This window comes from Paraburkholderia franconis (assembly GCF_009362735.1).
Taxonomy (GTDB): Bacteria; Pseudomonadota; Gammaproteobacteria; order Burkholderiales; family Burkholderiaceae; genus Paraburkholderia; species Paraburkholderia franconis.
Genome location: NZ_WHNP01000004.1, coordinates 145,405 through 159,149, shown reverse-complemented (window position 1 = coordinate 159,149; position 13,745 = coordinate 145,405). Strand labels below are relative to the sequence as shown.

At 66.1% G+C, this 13,745-nt stretch carries 12 protein-coding genes; 8 read left to right on the top strand and 4 right to left on the bottom strand.

Annotated elements, in window-relative coordinates:
- Positions 1-12: 12 nt before the first annotated feature.
- The 3 genes from GCT13_RS05765 to GCT13_RS05755 form a co-directional block, all read right to left on the bottom strand.
- Positions 13-1,017 (bottom strand): alpha-ketoacid dehydrogenase subunit beta, encoded by a 1,005-nt coding sequence (locus GCT13_RS05765; protein ID WP_152755811.1) that lies wholly within the window; start codon positions 1,015-1,017, stop codon positions 13-15.
- A gap of 38 nt (positions 1,018-1,055) precedes the next feature.
- The gene (locus GCT13_RS05760; RefSeq protein ID WP_152755809.1) at positions 1,056-2,039 is read right to left on the bottom strand and encodes a thiamine pyrophosphate-dependent dehydrogenase E1 component subunit alpha; all 984 of its coding nucleotides are present in this window, start codon (positions 2,037-2,039) and stop codon (positions 1,056-1,058) included.
- Positions 2,040-2,154: 115 nt separating this feature from the next.
- On the bottom strand, positions 2,155-3,264 hold the full coding sequence (locus tag GCT13_RS05755; RefSeq protein WP_321574205.1) for an ATP-NAD kinase family protein: 1,110 nt from the start codon (positions 3,262-3,264) through the stop codon (positions 2,155-2,157).
- Between the two features lie 448 nt (positions 3,265-3,712).
- Here GCT13_RS05755 and GCT13_RS05750 point away from each other — a divergent pair, with 448 nt between their 5' ends.
- Positions 3,713-5,662, top strand: coding sequence for a sigma-54-dependent Fis family transcriptional regulator (locus tag GCT13_RS05750; protein WP_152755805.1), 1,950 nt, complete (start codon positions 3,713-3,715; stop codon positions 5,660-5,662).
- Between the two features lie 106 nt (positions 5,663-5,768).
- Here GCT13_RS05750 and GCT13_RS05745 read toward each other — a convergent pair whose 3' ends face one another.
- On the bottom strand, positions 5,769-6,740 hold the full coding sequence (locus GCT13_RS05745) for a helix-turn-helix transcriptional regulator (RefSeq protein ID WP_152755803.1): 972 nt from the start codon (positions 6,738-6,740) through the stop codon (positions 5,769-5,771).
- 92 nt (positions 6,741-6,832) lie between these two features.
- Between GCT13_RS05745 and GCT13_RS05740 the strand changes: the two genes are divergently transcribed.
- The 7 genes from GCT13_RS05740 (at position 6,833) to GCT13_RS05715 (ending at position 13,733) form a co-directional block, all read left to right on the top strand.
- Positions 6,833-7,201, top strand: coding sequence for a putative quinol monooxygenase (locus tag GCT13_RS05740; protein WP_152755801.1), 369 nt, complete (start codon positions 6,833-6,835; stop codon positions 7,199-7,201).
- Entirely contained in the window at positions 7,198-8,475 is a 1,278-nt protein-coding gene (locus tag GCT13_RS05735) for an APC family permease (RefSeq protein ID WP_152755799.1), read from the top strand. The genes GCT13_RS05740 and GCT13_RS05735 overlap by 4 nt, the downstream gene beginning before the upstream one ends.
- Entirely contained in the window at positions 8,472-8,627 is a 156-nt protein-coding gene (locus tag GCT13_RS48155) for a hypothetical protein (RefSeq protein WP_193727581.1), read from the top strand. Before GCT13_RS05735 ends, GCT13_RS48155 begins: the two co-directional genes overlap by 4 nt.
- A gap of 111 nt (positions 8,628-8,738) precedes the next feature.
- Positions 8,739-9,125, top strand: coding sequence for a DUF2917 domain-containing protein (locus tag GCT13_RS05730; RefSeq protein ID WP_152756114.1), 387 nt, complete (start codon positions 8,739-8,741; stop codon positions 9,123-9,125).
- A 144-nt stretch (positions 9,126-9,269) separates the two neighbouring features.
- Complete coding sequence (locus GCT13_RS05725) at positions 9,270-9,986, top strand: ABC transporter ATP-binding protein (RefSeq protein ID WP_152755797.1); 717 nt, start codon at positions 9,270-9,272, stop codon at positions 9,984-9,986.
- Entirely contained in the window at positions 9,979-12,600 is a 2,622-nt protein-coding gene (locus GCT13_RS05720; RefSeq protein WP_152755795.1) for an FtsX-like permease family protein, read from the top strand. Before GCT13_RS05725 ends, GCT13_RS05720 begins: the two co-directional genes overlap by 8 nt.
- On the top strand, positions 12,600-13,733 hold the full coding sequence (locus GCT13_RS05715; RefSeq protein ID WP_152755793.1) for a lipocalin-like domain-containing protein: 1,134 nt from the start codon (positions 12,600-12,602) through the stop codon (positions 13,731-13,733). The genes GCT13_RS05720 and GCT13_RS05715 overlap by 1 nt, the downstream gene beginning before the upstream one ends.
- The last annotated feature ends 12 nt before the right edge of the window (positions 13,734-13,745 follow it).

Sequence of the window (13,745 nt, the reverse complement as noted above, 5' to 3'; positions counted from 1 at the left end):
GTTGATGCCGCGTCAATGCTGCGTCTGCTTGACGGCGGCGGCGATCTTGTCCGCCGACGGGATGTAGAGATCCTCGAGCACGCCCGAGAAAGGCGTGGGCGTATGCGGTGCCGTCACGATCTCGATGGGCGCCTTCAGCGAACGGAACGCCTTCCGCGCGACGAGCGCGGCGATGTCGGTCGCGACCGAGCAACGCGGATTCGCTTCGTCCACCACGACGACGCGGCCCGTGCGTTCCGCGCTCTCCAGGATCGTGTCCTCGTCGAGCGGCGACGTGGTGCGCAGATCGATCACCTCGGCCTTGATGCCGTCTTTCGCGAGCCTGTCGGCGGCATCCGTCGCGTAATGCACCATGCGGCCATACGTGACGATGGTCGCGTCGTCGCCTTCGCGCACGACGTTCGCTTCGCCGAATGGAATCGAATACAGCTCTTCGGGCACGTCGCCCTCGCGGCTATACAGCAGCTTGTGCTCGCAGAAGATGACGGGGTCATCGTCGCGGATCGCCTGGATCATCAGGCCTTTCGCGTCATAAGGCGTCGACGGGCATACGACCTTGAGCCCCGGCACATGCGTGAACAGCGAGGTCAGCATCTGCGAGTGCTGGGCGGCTGCGCGCAAACCCGCGCCCTGCATCGTGCGGATCACGACGGGCGTCACGGCATTGCCGCCGAACATGTAGCGGAATTTCGCGGCCTGATTGAAGATCTGATCGAAGCACACGCCCATGAAGTCGATGAACATCAACTCGGCGACGGGACGCATGCCCGCTGCCGCCGCGCCCACGGCCGCGCCGATGAAGCCGCCTTCCGAGATCGGCGTGTCGAGCACGCGGCCCGGATACTTGTGGAAAAGCCCTTTCGTGACGCCGAGCACGCCGCCCCATGCGTCCTGCTCGCCGGGCGCGCCTGCGCCGCCCGCATTGTCTTCGCCCATCACGATGACGCTTTCGTCGCGCGCCATCTCCTGACTCAGTGCTTCGTTGATCGCCTGAGAAAACGTGATCTTGCGTGCCATGTCTGTCTCCTTGTTTGCCTGAAAGTAATCGCGCTCAATTACGGATACGACACGTACACATCGGTCAGTAGATCGGCTTCCGTCGGCAGCGGTGCAGCTTTCGCCTTCACCACCGAATCGTCGATCAGCGCTTTCACGTCCGCGTCGATCTTGCGCAGATCGTCGGACGTCAACATCTCCGCGCGCACGACGCGCTCTTCGAAACGCTTCAGGCAATCCTTTTCGTCGCGCAGCTTCTGCACTTCGCCCGGCGCGCGATAGGTCTGCGCATCGCCTTCGAAGTGGCCGAAGTAGCGCGACAGCTTCACTTCGATGAGCGTCGGTCCGCCGCCGCCGCGCGCGCGTTCGATCGCTTCGCCTAGTGCTTCATGCACCGCGAAGAAATCGAAGCCGTCGACGATCACGCCCGGCATGCCGAAACCGCTCGCGCGGTCCGCGATGTTGTCCGACGACACCGACCATGTCGACGATGTCGCCTCCGCATAGCCGTTGTTCTCCGCGACGAAGATCGCGGGCAGGCGCCACACGCTCGCGAGGTTCATCGATTCGAAGATCACGCCCTGATTCGATGCGCCGTCGCCGAAGAAGCACACGCCCACGCCGCCCGTCTTCTTCAGCTTCGCTGCGAGCGCCGCGCCGCACACGAGCGGCCCGCCCGCGCCGACGATGCCGTTCGCGCCCAGCATCCCCTTCGACAGATCGGCGATATGCATCGAGCCGCCCTTGCCTTTGCACACGCCCGTCTGCCGGCCGTAGATCTCCGCCATCATGCCGTGCACGTCGACGCCCTTCGCGATGCAGTGACCGTGGCCGCGGTGCGTCGTCGCCACATAGTCGCGGTCGTTGAGATGCAGCATCGTGCCCACGGCCGACGCCTCTTCGCCGGCGTACAGGTGCACGAAGCCGGGTATGTCGCCCGTCGCGAACTCGACGTGCAGGCGCTCTTCGAACTCGCGAATGGTGCGCATCGACCGATACGCTTCCAGCAGTTTCTCCCTGCTCAACTGACTCGAAACAGACATGGTGTGTCTCCTTGATGATGTCGATCGTGACTGCAACGGTCGCGGAGTGGGCTCCGCTTGCTTGAATGAACTCCCTTTATTTCGCGTGCGCTTGTGACTCCGCTTGTGACTCCGTTTACGACTGCATTCGTGCGTGCGCTTGCACAATCGCATGCATCGACGCGCCCGCCATCTCGCGCATCAACTGGCGCGATGCTGCAAAGCGAAGCGTGCGGCTCACGTCGACCGTCAACGGGCCGCTCCAGTCGAGCGAGATTTCATAGCGGTCGTCGCGTTCTATTTCGATTTCGCGCTCGCCGTCGAACGCAAGCGTGCCGCGGCACGCATCGACGGGCAACCAGTCGCCGACCTCGAAGCGCTCGCAGCTGCGCATCGTCACCTGATCGATGCGGCCCGGCGCGATCGGCGCGAAGATGGGCACGCCGTCGCCGTTCATCGCGCCGTGCTCGTCGGGCTGCGCGAACGTCAGGTGCAAGCCGTGCGGCGCGGTGCGCTCGACGGGCGCCCACGCGCCGCCGATCGACGACAGGCCGATGCCGTCGGGCGAAGCGAACGTGAGAAAGAGCGACTCGATATCCGACGGCTCGGACACTGCGCGGGCGCCGACGAAACGCTGACGGCTCACGCACACGTCGACGAGCGCGATCTCTTCGCGGCCACGATTCGGACCCGCGACGCAGCGCACGACGAGCCGCTTGTTGCGCGTCAGCGCGACATCGGGCGGCACGACGCCAGATGCGACGAGCGCGCCCGCAAGACCCGCGACCGTCGCTTCGCGCATGTCGGGAAACGCGTTGTTGGTGCCCGTCGAAAGCGTCAGCAGCGGCACGCCGCCACTATGCGCGGCCACTGCGCGATGCGTACCGTCTCCGCCGAGCACGGCGATCAGTTCGACGCCTTCGCGCACCATGTGAACCGTGCCCGCATGCGTATCGGCGACGGACTCGGTGATGGGCAGATCGACGAACTCGACTTCGGGCCAGCGCTCCGCTGAACCTGTCGCCGCATGCGTGTCGAGCGCGCGCAGCAGCAGCGAGGCGACACCCGTGCGATCGCGCAACGTGAGCACGCGATCGACGCCCAGCGCGCCGAGCCCCGCGAGCAGACGCACGACCATGTTGGCCTTCTCGGCTGTCGGGAATACGGACGCATGGGTCGTGAGGCGGCGAATGTCGCGACCCGACGCGGGGTTCGCAATCACGCCGACAGTGATGGGCGATGCCACTGGCTTGTCTCCGGTTGTGCTTGTCGATAGCGGCTCGCGTATCGTGCGCAAAGGCCGCGTCGTGTGACGGGCACTACTGCAACACGTATGCCAACGTCTCGACGCGCATGCGCGAAGCCCTGAAAGCCTTGTGTGACGAGGGTTTCAGGCTGTCGACAACATGCACATGCAAGCGAGAGAACCGTCGCATGACGCAGCGCACATGACGCACATCGCACCTCACGCGATGTGCGCGTCATTGCGATGGACCGCGCATGCGTTGCGCCATCGAACGATGCGCGTCTCACGACTGTCTCACGCACAGTTGAGACGTTCGTCTCAGGCGTCTCGTGTGTTGCGATGCAATGTGATCGCGCGGACGGGATGTGCTACAAGAAGGTCCGATCAGCATGATCGACCGTCATCAACGGGACCATCCAGAGCGCGTGCCGCTCGCCGGGAGCCGACCATGCCTTACGTCTCTCAAACGCAGCACATCGACCGCGTGCGCGGCGCGATCGAAGGGCGCCTGCCCGCGCCCGCCAATTCGTCGCGCCTCGTCTCGTCGTGGCAGCGTTCGTATGAGCAATACCGGCTCGATCCGGGCTCCGTGATCGGCCCGCGCGTGCTGACGCCCGTCGAGTTGCGCGAAGTGCAAGGCAAGGAAGAAGCGTTCTTGCGCGCGTCGGGGCAGTGCCTCACGCGCCTGCACGACATGATCCGCGTGGCCGACTACTGCGTGATGCTGACCGACGCGCACGGCGTCACGATCGACTACCGGATCGACCGCGACCGGCGCGGCGATTTCAAGCATGCGGGCCTCTATATCGGCTCGTGCTGGTCGGAGAGAGAAGAAGGCACATGCGGTATCGCCAGCGTGCTGACGGATCTCGCGCCCATCACCGTGCACAAGACCGATCACTTTCGCGCGGCCTTCACGACGCTCACGTGCAGCGCTTCACCCATCTTCTCGCTGACGGGCGAACTGATCGGCGTGCTCGATGCATCGGCCGTGCAGTCGCCCGACAACCGCGACAGCCAGCGGCTCGTGTTTCAGCTCGTACGTCAAAGCGCGGCGCTGATCGAAGACGGCTACTTCCTCAATCAGACGGCACAACATTGGGTGGTCTTCGGACACCCAAGCCGAAACTTCGTCGAAGCGCAACCGGAAGTGCTGATTGCCTTCGACGAATGCGGCAACATCGCCGCGTCGAACCGCAAGGCGCAGGAGTGCATCGCGGGGCTGAGCGGGCCGCGCCATGTCGACGAGATCTTCGATACGTCGGCCGTGCATCTGCACGACGTGGCGCGCACGGATACCATCGTGCCGCTGCGTCTGCGCGCGACGGGCGCGCTGCTCTATGCGCGCATTCGCGCGCCGTTGAAGCGGTCTTCGCGTATCGCGCCTGTCGCTTCTGCCGCGAGCGCGTTCAACGCATCATCCGATGCACATGCGGACACGAGCCTCGACGCGATCAGCCGCTTCCTGCACAGTCGCGATTCGCGCATCGCGCGCAATGCGGAAGTCGCGCTGCGGATCGCCGGCAAGCATTTGCCGATCCTGATTCTCGGCGAGACGGGAGTCGGCAAGGAAGTGTTCGCGCAGGCGCTGCATGCGTCGGGCGCGCGGCGCGCGAAACCGTTCGTCGCCGTGAATTGCGGCGCGATTCCCGATTCGCTGATCGAGAGCGAACTGTTTGGCTACGCGCCCGGCGCGTTCACGGGCGCGCGCAGCAGAGGCGCGCGAGGCAAGATCGCGCAGGCGAACGGCGGCACGCTGTTCCTCGATGAGATCGGCGACATGCCGCTCAATCTGCAGACGCGCCTGTTGCGCGTGCTCGCCGAAGGCGAAGTGCTGCCGCTGGGCGGCGATGCGCCCGTGCGCGTCGATATCGACGTGATCTGCGCAACGCATCGCGATCTGGCGCGCATGGTCGACGAACGCACATTCCGCGAAGACCTGTACTACCGGCTGAGCGGCGCGACGCTGCATATGCCGCCGCTGCGCGAGCGCGCCGATATTCTCGATGTCGTGCACGCGGTGTTCGACGAGGAAGCGCAAAGCGCGGGACATGTACTCACTTTGGATGCGCGCCTCGCCGGGCGCCTCGCGCGTTTCTCATGGCCGGGCAACATCCGCCAGTTGCGCAACGTGCTGCGCTATGCGTGCGCGGTGTGCGATGCGACGCGTGTCGAACTGCGGCATGTGTCGCCGGATGTGGCGGCGCTGCTCGCGCCCGACGAAGCAGCGCCGCGCCCCGCGCTCACGTCTATTGACGACGAGCGCGCAAGGATTATCGATGCGCTCACGCGGCATCATTGGCGGCCGAATGCGGCGGCCCAAGCGCTGGGCATGTCGCGCGCGACGCTGTATCGGCGGATTGCGAAGCTGGGGATCGTCGGGCCGCATCGGGCTTGATGCTTGCGTTTGCTCGCCTGCGCGCGTTTGTACCTTGTATGCATGCGCGCCCGCGTGCGAGTGCATCTGTGCATTGTGCCGTTGAGGTGCCTTCGCGTTCGCACAATCAGCCCGCGTTGAGCGCCGCGATCTGCTCGCCGAGCTTGCGCAAACGCTCGCGCAATTCCGGCGGATCGAGCACTTCGACATGGCCCGCGAAGCCGAGCAATTGCTCGGCCGCGTAGCCGAACTGTTCGACGGGCAGCGTCACTTCCTGCCAGCCGTCCTGCTCCGAAGGCGGCATGATCTGCGCCTGTTCGACGGCCGCCGCGCCGAGCCGATGCAGACGCGTCATGCCTTCCGGCGACAAACGCAAGCGCGCTGTGTGCTTGAGCAGGCCCTTCTCGAACGCCGCGACAGCCGACGTCCATTCGTCGCGCAAGTCGAAACCGTCCGGCCGTTCGAACGTTTCGTCATGCACCGTCAACTGCGTGATGCTCGACACGCGATAGGTGCGCAACTGCGTGCGCACGCGCGCGACCAGATACCATTCGCCGCCCTTCAGCACGAGCCCGAGCGGATCGCGCACGCGCACGCCTTCGTTTTCGTCGCGGCCATTCCACGTGCGGTACTGCATCGAGATGCGCTTCTGTTCCCACACGGCGCCCGCGAGCATCGTGAGCCACGGCGTCGGCGATGGCCGCTGATACCAGCCGACGGGATCGATATGCAGGCGCGAGCCGATGCGCGAAGTGTCGGGCGCTGCATCGGGCAGCGCGGTGACGAGCTTGAGCTGCGCGGCACGTAACTGCCCGGACAGGCCGAGATCGGATGCCGCGCCCGTCAGACCGGCGATCGACAGCGTTTCGGCTTCGGCTTTCGTGATGCCCGTCAGCTTCGCGCGATAGCCGTCGAGCAGCGCGAAGCCGCCGCCAGGCCCGCGATCCGCATACACGGGCACGCCCGCCGCGCTCAACTGGTCGATGTCGCGATAGACGGTGCGGATCGACACGTCGAACTCGTCGGCAAGTGCCTGCGCGGTCACGCGGCCCTTGACCTGCAGCATCAACAGCATCGATACGAGTCGGCTCGTCGCCAATTTTGAAGCCCTTCCTAATTCATGACATCGGTTGTCAGCTATTGAAGAGTATAAAGGTATTCATCGCCGATGATTCAATGAGGATACGCAGTATGCACGTTACGTATGTGGTCCGTTTCCAGGTGCAGCCCGACAAGCTCGAACGCTTTTTGACGCTGCTGAACGGCGTGCTCGACGCGATGCGCAACGAGCCGGAATTTCATGAAGCCGTGCTGCATCGCGACCCCGATTCGCCCTGCCGTCTGATGCTCTACGAGACGTGGGAAAGCCACGAAGACGCGAGCGACGAACAGATTCACCGGCCGTATCGGCGTGCGTATCACGAGGCGCTTGCCGATTTGCTCGTGCGTCCTCGGGAGGTCACGGAATGGCGCACGATGCGCGCGGACCTCGCCAAGCGTCACGACACACCGCCGCTGCAGTCGCGCTGCGCAAAAGAGCCGGCCGGGGTTCACGCATGAGTGCATCGCCGCGCGCCGGAAGTCTCAGCGTGATGCAGGGCGCCGCGCTCTACGTGGGCGCGGTGCTCGGCACGGGCGTGATCGCGCTGCCCGCGCTCGCCGCCGAAGCGGCGGGCCCCGCGTCGCTCGTTGCGTGGCTCGCGCTCGTCGTGCTGTCGGTGCCGCTCGCGGCCACGTTTGCCGCGCTCGGCGCACGCTATCCGGACGCGGGCGGCGTATCGACGTATGTGCGCAACGCGTTCGGACCACGCATCGCGGCCATCGTCGGCTGGTGCTTTTACTTTGCGGTGCCCGCGGGCGCACCGGCCGCGGCGATGTTCGGCGGCGCATATGTCGCGGCTGCATTCGGTGGCGGCGAATGGGCCGTGATCGGCACGGCCGCCGCGTTGATGCTGACCGTGACGCTCGCCAATGCGCTCGGGCTCACGGTATCGGGAAGGCTGCAACTGGTGCTCGCCGCGTTGCTCGTCGCGCTGCTGCTCGCGGCCGTTATTGCGTCGGCGCCGCATGCGCAAACAGCCAATCTGCATCCGTTTGCGCCGCATGGCTGGCTCGCCGTTTTTCCTGCGGCGGCGCTGCTGGTCTGGAGCTTCGCGGGCTGGGAGGCCATCACGCATCTCGCTGCCGAGTTTCGCCGTCCCGCGCATGATCTGCCGATGGCGGCGGGTATCGCCGTCGTCGTGGTCGGCGTGCTGTACATGGGCGTCGCGACCGCGAGCGTGATGGTGCTCGGGCCGAATGCGGGCACATCGAGCGCGCCGCTCGCCGAACTGCTCGCGCGGGGACTCGGCGGCAAGGTGCAGATACTGGCCGCAATCGCCGCGCTGCTGCTCACGCTCGGCACGATGAACGCCTATTTCGCGGGCGCCGCAAAGCTCGGCGCGGCATTGGGGCGCGACGGCGCGCTGCCGGAATGGCTGGCGCAAGGCAGCCGCGCTGGCGACGTGCCGCGCCGCAGTCTGTTGGTAATCGCAGCGCTTGCCACGTTCGCGCTCGCGGTCGTGGTCATCGCGGGTGTCGGCCCGAAACCGCTCGTGCTGCTCACGACGGGTTCATTCGTCACCGTCTACGCGCTCGGCACGGCAGCGGCGTTGCGGCTGTTGCCGCGCGGCAGCTGCGCGCATCGTTGCGCGCTCGTCGCGCTGGTTGCGGTGGCGGGATTGTGTTGCGCGACGGGTTGGTATCTGTTGTGGCCGCTGGTCATTACAGGCTGCGCATTGCTTTATCTACGCGTGCGCCGTGTATTCGTTTCGAGTTCGAGAGCCATTCCATGATGATGCAACGCGCGCGAGAAAACTGGTTGACAATGCATCGACGTCACGACAAACTCGAATGCATGCTGACGCTCACCACCATCGCCAACGCGATTATTAAAAACCCAATGGAACGCCATCGCGGCGGGCCTATGGGAGCGTGCGTGCGTTAGATATCCGCAGCAGCAGTCAGCTGAACGTTCCCAAGGCCCCGCCGGTAAACGGAAGGGGCCTTTTGTTTTAATGGTGCCCTCCGTCCTCCGGCTCATTTGACGGAGTGCATGATGGACAAGGTTTGCCAGCAGTTCACCGATGACGATTCGCTCTGCTCATCGCGCTTGCAGGAAGAGCGATTACCCAGAGTCGTCGTCCACTTCGAAGTACAACCCGGCGCGACGATGTCGTGGCGCGTCGAGGCGAACACGGAGCTTTTCGTGCAAGGCGCGCGCGTATGGTTGACGCGCGCGGCGTCACCGTATGACCACTGGTTGCAGATCGGCGATACGTTCCGCTTGCAGCGGGGCGAGCGTGTCTGGGTCAGCACGGATGGCGATGCGGCTGCACGGCTTTCGCTGACCACCCATCTCGTGACATCGCGCGGCATGCTGGCGCGATTGATGGAGCGCTGCGCTTCGCTGGGCGCTGATATCTTTGCACCGCGGTCGCGATGAGCGTCTTGCGTTGCGGGGCGGGTGTCGTCGGTTGCTTGTGCGCTCTGCGCGGCTAACAGCATGCGCGGATCGCTGCGGCATGCTAAAAAGGCCAAATCCAAAGCCAAAGTCAAAGCCGCCGCAGACCCACAAGCAAGGAGTTCCATGCAGCCTGCCGATAGCCCCGTCCTGCCCGCGCTCGAATGCCGTGCACTGAGCAAGGCATACGACGTGAAGCGCGTCGTGCTCGAGCGCCTCGACTTCGCGCTCGGCGCGGGCGAGTTCGTCGCGATCATGGGCGATTCGGGCGTCGGCAAGTCGACATTGCTGAATCTGATCGCGGGCCTTGATCGCGCGGATAGCGGCGACGTGCTGATCGACGGCACGCCCATCTCCACGCTCGACGACGACGCGGCCACACGCCTGCGCCGTCAGAAGCTCGGCTTTGTGTTTCAGGCGTTTCATGTGCTGCCGCATCTGACGCTCGCGCAAAACGTCGCGTTGCCGCTGCTGCTGAACGGCATCGCGCCGGCGCGCGCGAACGAAATGCTCGCGGCCGTCGGACTCGAAGGACGCGGCGACGACCTGCCGCGCCAGCTTTCTGGCGGCGAACTGCAGCGCGTCGCCATCGCGCGAGCGCTAGTGCACCGGCCCACGCTGATACTCGCCGACGAACCGACGGGCAATCTCGACCCCGACACCGCACACGAAGTGTTGGCGCTACTGCGCGAGGAAACAAAAGCGAACGGCGCGGCGGCGATGATGGTCACGCATTCGGAGGCGGCCGCGGCCTTCGCGGACCGCGTCCTCGTTTTGAGCGACGGCAAGCTGCACGCAACACACGTCCGCTCGTCGCACGCGCTGCGCCCGTCCGATGATTGACCCGGCATTCGAAGGCAACACGCGACGCAAGACCCACGGTCTGCGCACGCTCACGCGCTGGCTGCTCGCCGCCGAATGGCACAGCCACAAAGGCCGCGCGCTGATCGCGATTGCGACGATCGCGCTGGGCGTCGCGCTCGGCTACGCGGTGCAACTGATCAACAGCGCCGCGTTCAACGAGTTTTCGGCGGCGGCACGCAGCCTGTCGGGCGAAGCGGACCTGCAGGTGCGCGGCTCGCAGCCGACGTTCGACGAACGCGCATATCCGCAACTTGCGACACGGGCGGGCGTCGCGCTCGCGAGTCCCGTGCTCGAACTCGACGTAACGGTGCCGAGCCGCACCGCACCGCTGAAGGTGCTCGGCATCGACGTATTCCGCGCAAGCCGCATCGCGCCCGATCTGACGGGCGTGACGGATAGCGATCATCCGTTCGACGCGCTCGCCGACGACGCGATCTTCCTCTCGCCCGCCGCGCAGCAGTGGCTCGGCGTGCGCATCGGCGATACGGTGACGCTGCGCAGCGGCACATCGGACGTGCGCTTGCGCGTCGCGGGCGGCATCGTCCGTGCGCGGCCAGGGCAGCGCATCGGCGTGATGGATATCGCGGCCGCGCAGTGGCGCTTCGGGCGGCTCGGCAAGCTGTCGCGCGTCGATCTGCAACTGGAGCGCGGCGTCGATCGCGAACGTTTCCGGCAAGCGTTGCAGCAGCGGCTCGGCGGCCGTTTCATGGTGACGGCGACACGCGATGTCGAAAGCCGCACCGATCGGCTCTCGCGCGCCTACCGGATCAACATGAACGTGCTCGCGCTCGTCGCGCTTTTCACGGGCGCGTTTCTCGTGTTCTCGACACAGGCGCTCGGCGTCGTGCGCCGGCGCGCGCAATTCGCGATGCTGCGCGTGCTCGGCATTGCGCGCGCGCAGTTGCTGCGGCAGATTCTGCTCGAAGGTGCATTGCTCGGGACGTTCGGCGCGATCGGCGGCATCGCGCTCGGCTTCGCGCTCGCTTATGCCGTGCTGCGCTTTTTCGGCAGCGACCTGGGCGGCGGCTATTTCCCGGGCGTACAGCCGAGCGTCAGCTTCGAGCCGATCGCCAGCGCGATATTTCTTGTGCTTGGCATCGGCGTCGCGCTGCTCGGCAGTCTCGTGCCCGCGCTCGAAGCGGCGCGCGCGCATCCCGCGCCGGCGCTGAAGGCGGGCGGCGAAGAAGCCGCGCTCGGCAAGCTCTCGACGCCGTGGCCGGCGCTCTGCTGCCTTGCGCTCGGCGTAGCGCTGACGCAAGCGCCGCCCGTCTTCGATATGCCCATCGCGGGCTATCTCGCCGTCGCGCTGCTTTTGATCGGCGGCATTGCGCTGATGCCGCGCGTGACGTCGCTGCTGTTCCGCGCGCTGAGCCGCGCGCGCAACGGGCGGCAGCGCGCGCCCGTCACGGCACTCGCGCTTGCGCGGCTCGCGAATGCGCCAGGGCAGGCGTCGATTGCGATGGGCGGCGTGCTGTCGAGCTTCACGCTGATCGTCGCAATGGCGATCATGGTGTCGAGCTTTCGCGTGTCGGTCGAGGAATGGCTCGCGCATTTGCTTTCCGCCGATGTCTACGTGCGCGTCGCGCCGAACGGCGATACGGGCGGACTGAATCCGCAGCAGCAGGCGATGATCGCCGCGACGCGCGGCATCGGACACGCGGCGTTCGCCCGCACGTCGCAACTGACGCTCGATCCGTCGCGGCCCGCCGTGGCGCTGCTCGCGCGCGAAATCGACGCCGCCGACCCGGGCGCGAACCTGCAGATCACAGGCGAAACACTTTCACCGTCCGCGTTGAGAGAGGGCGAAACGCCTGTCTGGGCGTCGGAAGCGATGGTCGATCTGTATGGCTATCACGTCGGTCAACGGTTGACGCTGCCGATCGGCGCATTTGGTGCATTCGGCACATCAAGCGCACCTGGCGCGCACGGCGGGCGTGGCTCGGTGTTCGTCGTCGCGGGCATCTGGCGCGATTACGTGCGGCAGACGGGTGCGCTCGAAATCCGTCTCGCCGACTATCGGCGCCTGACGGGCGACACCGGCGCCACCGATGCGGCCCTCACGCTCGATCGCGGTGTAAGCGCCGCGCAGGCGATCGCCGCTTTGCGCTCGCTGCCGTTCGCAAGCGCGCTCGACTTCGCACAACCCGGCGAGATCCGCGCGCGCACATTGACGATCTTCGATCGCAGCTTCGCCGTCACCTATCTGCTGGAAGCCGTCGCCATCGTGATCGGGCTGTTCGGCGTCGCGGCGACCTTTTCCGCGCAGACGCTATCGCGCTCGCGCGAATTCGGCATGCTGCGCCACGTCGGTGTGACGCGCGGACAGATTCTCGCGCTGCTCGCGACGGAAGGCGGATTGCTCACGGCGCTCGGCATCGCGATGGGCTGCGCGCTCGGTTTCGCAATCAGTCTGATACTCGTGTTCGTGGTCAATCCGCAGTCGTTTCACTGGAGCATGTCGCTGCATGTGCCGTGGATGTTGCTGTCGGCGCTGGCCATCGTGATGCTCGCGTCGTCGTGCACGACAGCCGTCGCGGCAGGCCGGCGGGCCGTGTCCGTCGATGCCGTGCGCGCCGTCAGGGAGGACTGGTGATGCGTGGCGTGTTTCTTCTGTCGTCCGCGTTCGCTTGCGTGTTGTGCGCGTCGTCGGCTGCGTTTGCGGCCGAACCGCCCGCCGATTCCCCGTTCGCAAACGTGACGCCCGACAAGCCCGTCGTGTTGCCGCAGGACACGGGCGCGCATCCCGCGTTTCGCACCGAATGGTGGTACGCGACGGGCTGGCTAGAAACACCCGATCGTCAGCCGCTCGGCTTTCAGATCACGTTTTTCCGCTCGGCGACGGGCCATCCCGCGAGCGACCCGAGCGCTTTCGCGCCGACGCAGTTGATCATCGCGCATGCCGCGCTGAGCGACCCGTCGTTCGGCCGCCTCGTGCACGATCAGAAGATCGCGCGACAAGGTTTCGGCCTTGCCTATGCGAAGCCGGACAACACCGACGTGCGGCTCGATACGTGGCGCATGGTTCGCGCACCCGACGGTCACTACGACGTCACGGCCGACGCCGCCGGCTTTGCACTGCATCTCACGTTCACGCCGACGCAGGCGCCGCTCGTTCAGGGCGCGAACGGCTATTCGCGCAAAGGTCCGCTGCCGGAGCAGGCGAGCTACTACTACAGCGAGCCGCAACTGCGCGTGACGGGCAGCGTCACGCGCCCCGCCGCCAGTGGCGCCAGCGGCGCGGCGGCATCGACGCCCACGCCCGTGACGGGCAGCGCGTGGCTCGATCACGAATGGTCGAGCGCGCTGCTCGCCGCCGACGCGGCCGGCTGGGACTGGCTCGGCGCGAATCTGTCGGACGGCGCGGCGCTGATGGCGTTCAAGGTGCGCGGCGTCGACGGACACGCGGTCTGGGCGCATGCCGCGCTGCGTGCCGCCGATGGGCGCGTCACGCAATACGGACCCGGCGCCGTCGACTTCACGCCCGTCCGCCAATGGCGCTCGCCGCGCACGAATACGTTGTATCCCGTCGCGACCGTCGTCCGGACAGGCGACACGCGCTGGCAACTGACGCCGTTGCTCGACGATCAGGAACTCGATTCACGCGAATCGACGGGCGCGCTGTATTGGGAAGGCGCCGTCACCGTCAGCCGTGACGGTCAGCCAGCCGGACGTGGCTACCTCGAACTGACCGGCTACGGGAAAAAGTTGAAGCTGGAGCAGCGCTGAGCCTTTGTTGCA

Excerpts from the sequence above, each read along its gene's own strand:
- GCT13_RS05750 (WP_152755805.1), top strand. The coding sequence starts at position 3,713 with ATGCCTTACGTCTCTCAAACGCAGCACATCGACCGCGTGCGCGGCGCG.
- GCT13_RS05725 (WP_152755797.1), top strand. The coding sequence starts at position 9,270 with ATGCAGCCTGCCGATAGCCCCGTCCTGCCCGCGCTCGAATGCCGTGCA.
- GCT13_RS05740 (WP_152755801.1), top strand. The coding sequence starts at position 6,833 with ATGCACGTTACGTATGTGGTCCGTTTCCAGGTGCAGCCCGACAAGCTC.
- GCT13_RS48155 (WP_193727581.1), top strand. The coding sequence starts at position 8,472 with ATGATGATGCAACGCGCGCGAGAAAACTGGTTGACAATGCATCGACGT.
- GCT13_RS05730 (WP_152756114.1), top strand. The coding sequence starts at position 8,739 with ATGGACAAGGTTTGCCAGCAGTTCACCGATGACGATTCGCTCTGCTCA.
- GCT13_RS05760 (WP_152755809.1), bottom strand. The coding sequence starts at position 2,039 with ATGTCTGTTTCGAGTCAGTTGAGCAGGGAGAAACTGCTGGAAGCGTAT.
- GCT13_RS05720 (WP_152755795.1), top strand. The coding sequence starts at position 9,979 with ATGATTGACCCGGCATTCGAAGGCAACACGCGACGCAAGACCCACGGT.
- GCT13_RS05765 (WP_152755811.1), bottom strand. The coding sequence starts at position 1,017 with ATGGCACGCAAGATCACGTTTTCTCAGGCGATCAACGAAGCACTGAGT.
- GCT13_RS05735 (WP_152755799.1), top strand. The coding sequence starts at position 7,198 with ATGAGTGCATCGCCGCGCGCCGGAAGTCTCAGCGTGATGCAGGGCGCC.
- GCT13_RS05715 (WP_152755793.1), top strand. The coding sequence starts at position 12,600 with ATGCGTGGCGTGTTTCTTCTGTCGTCCGCGTTCGCTTGCGTGTTGTGC.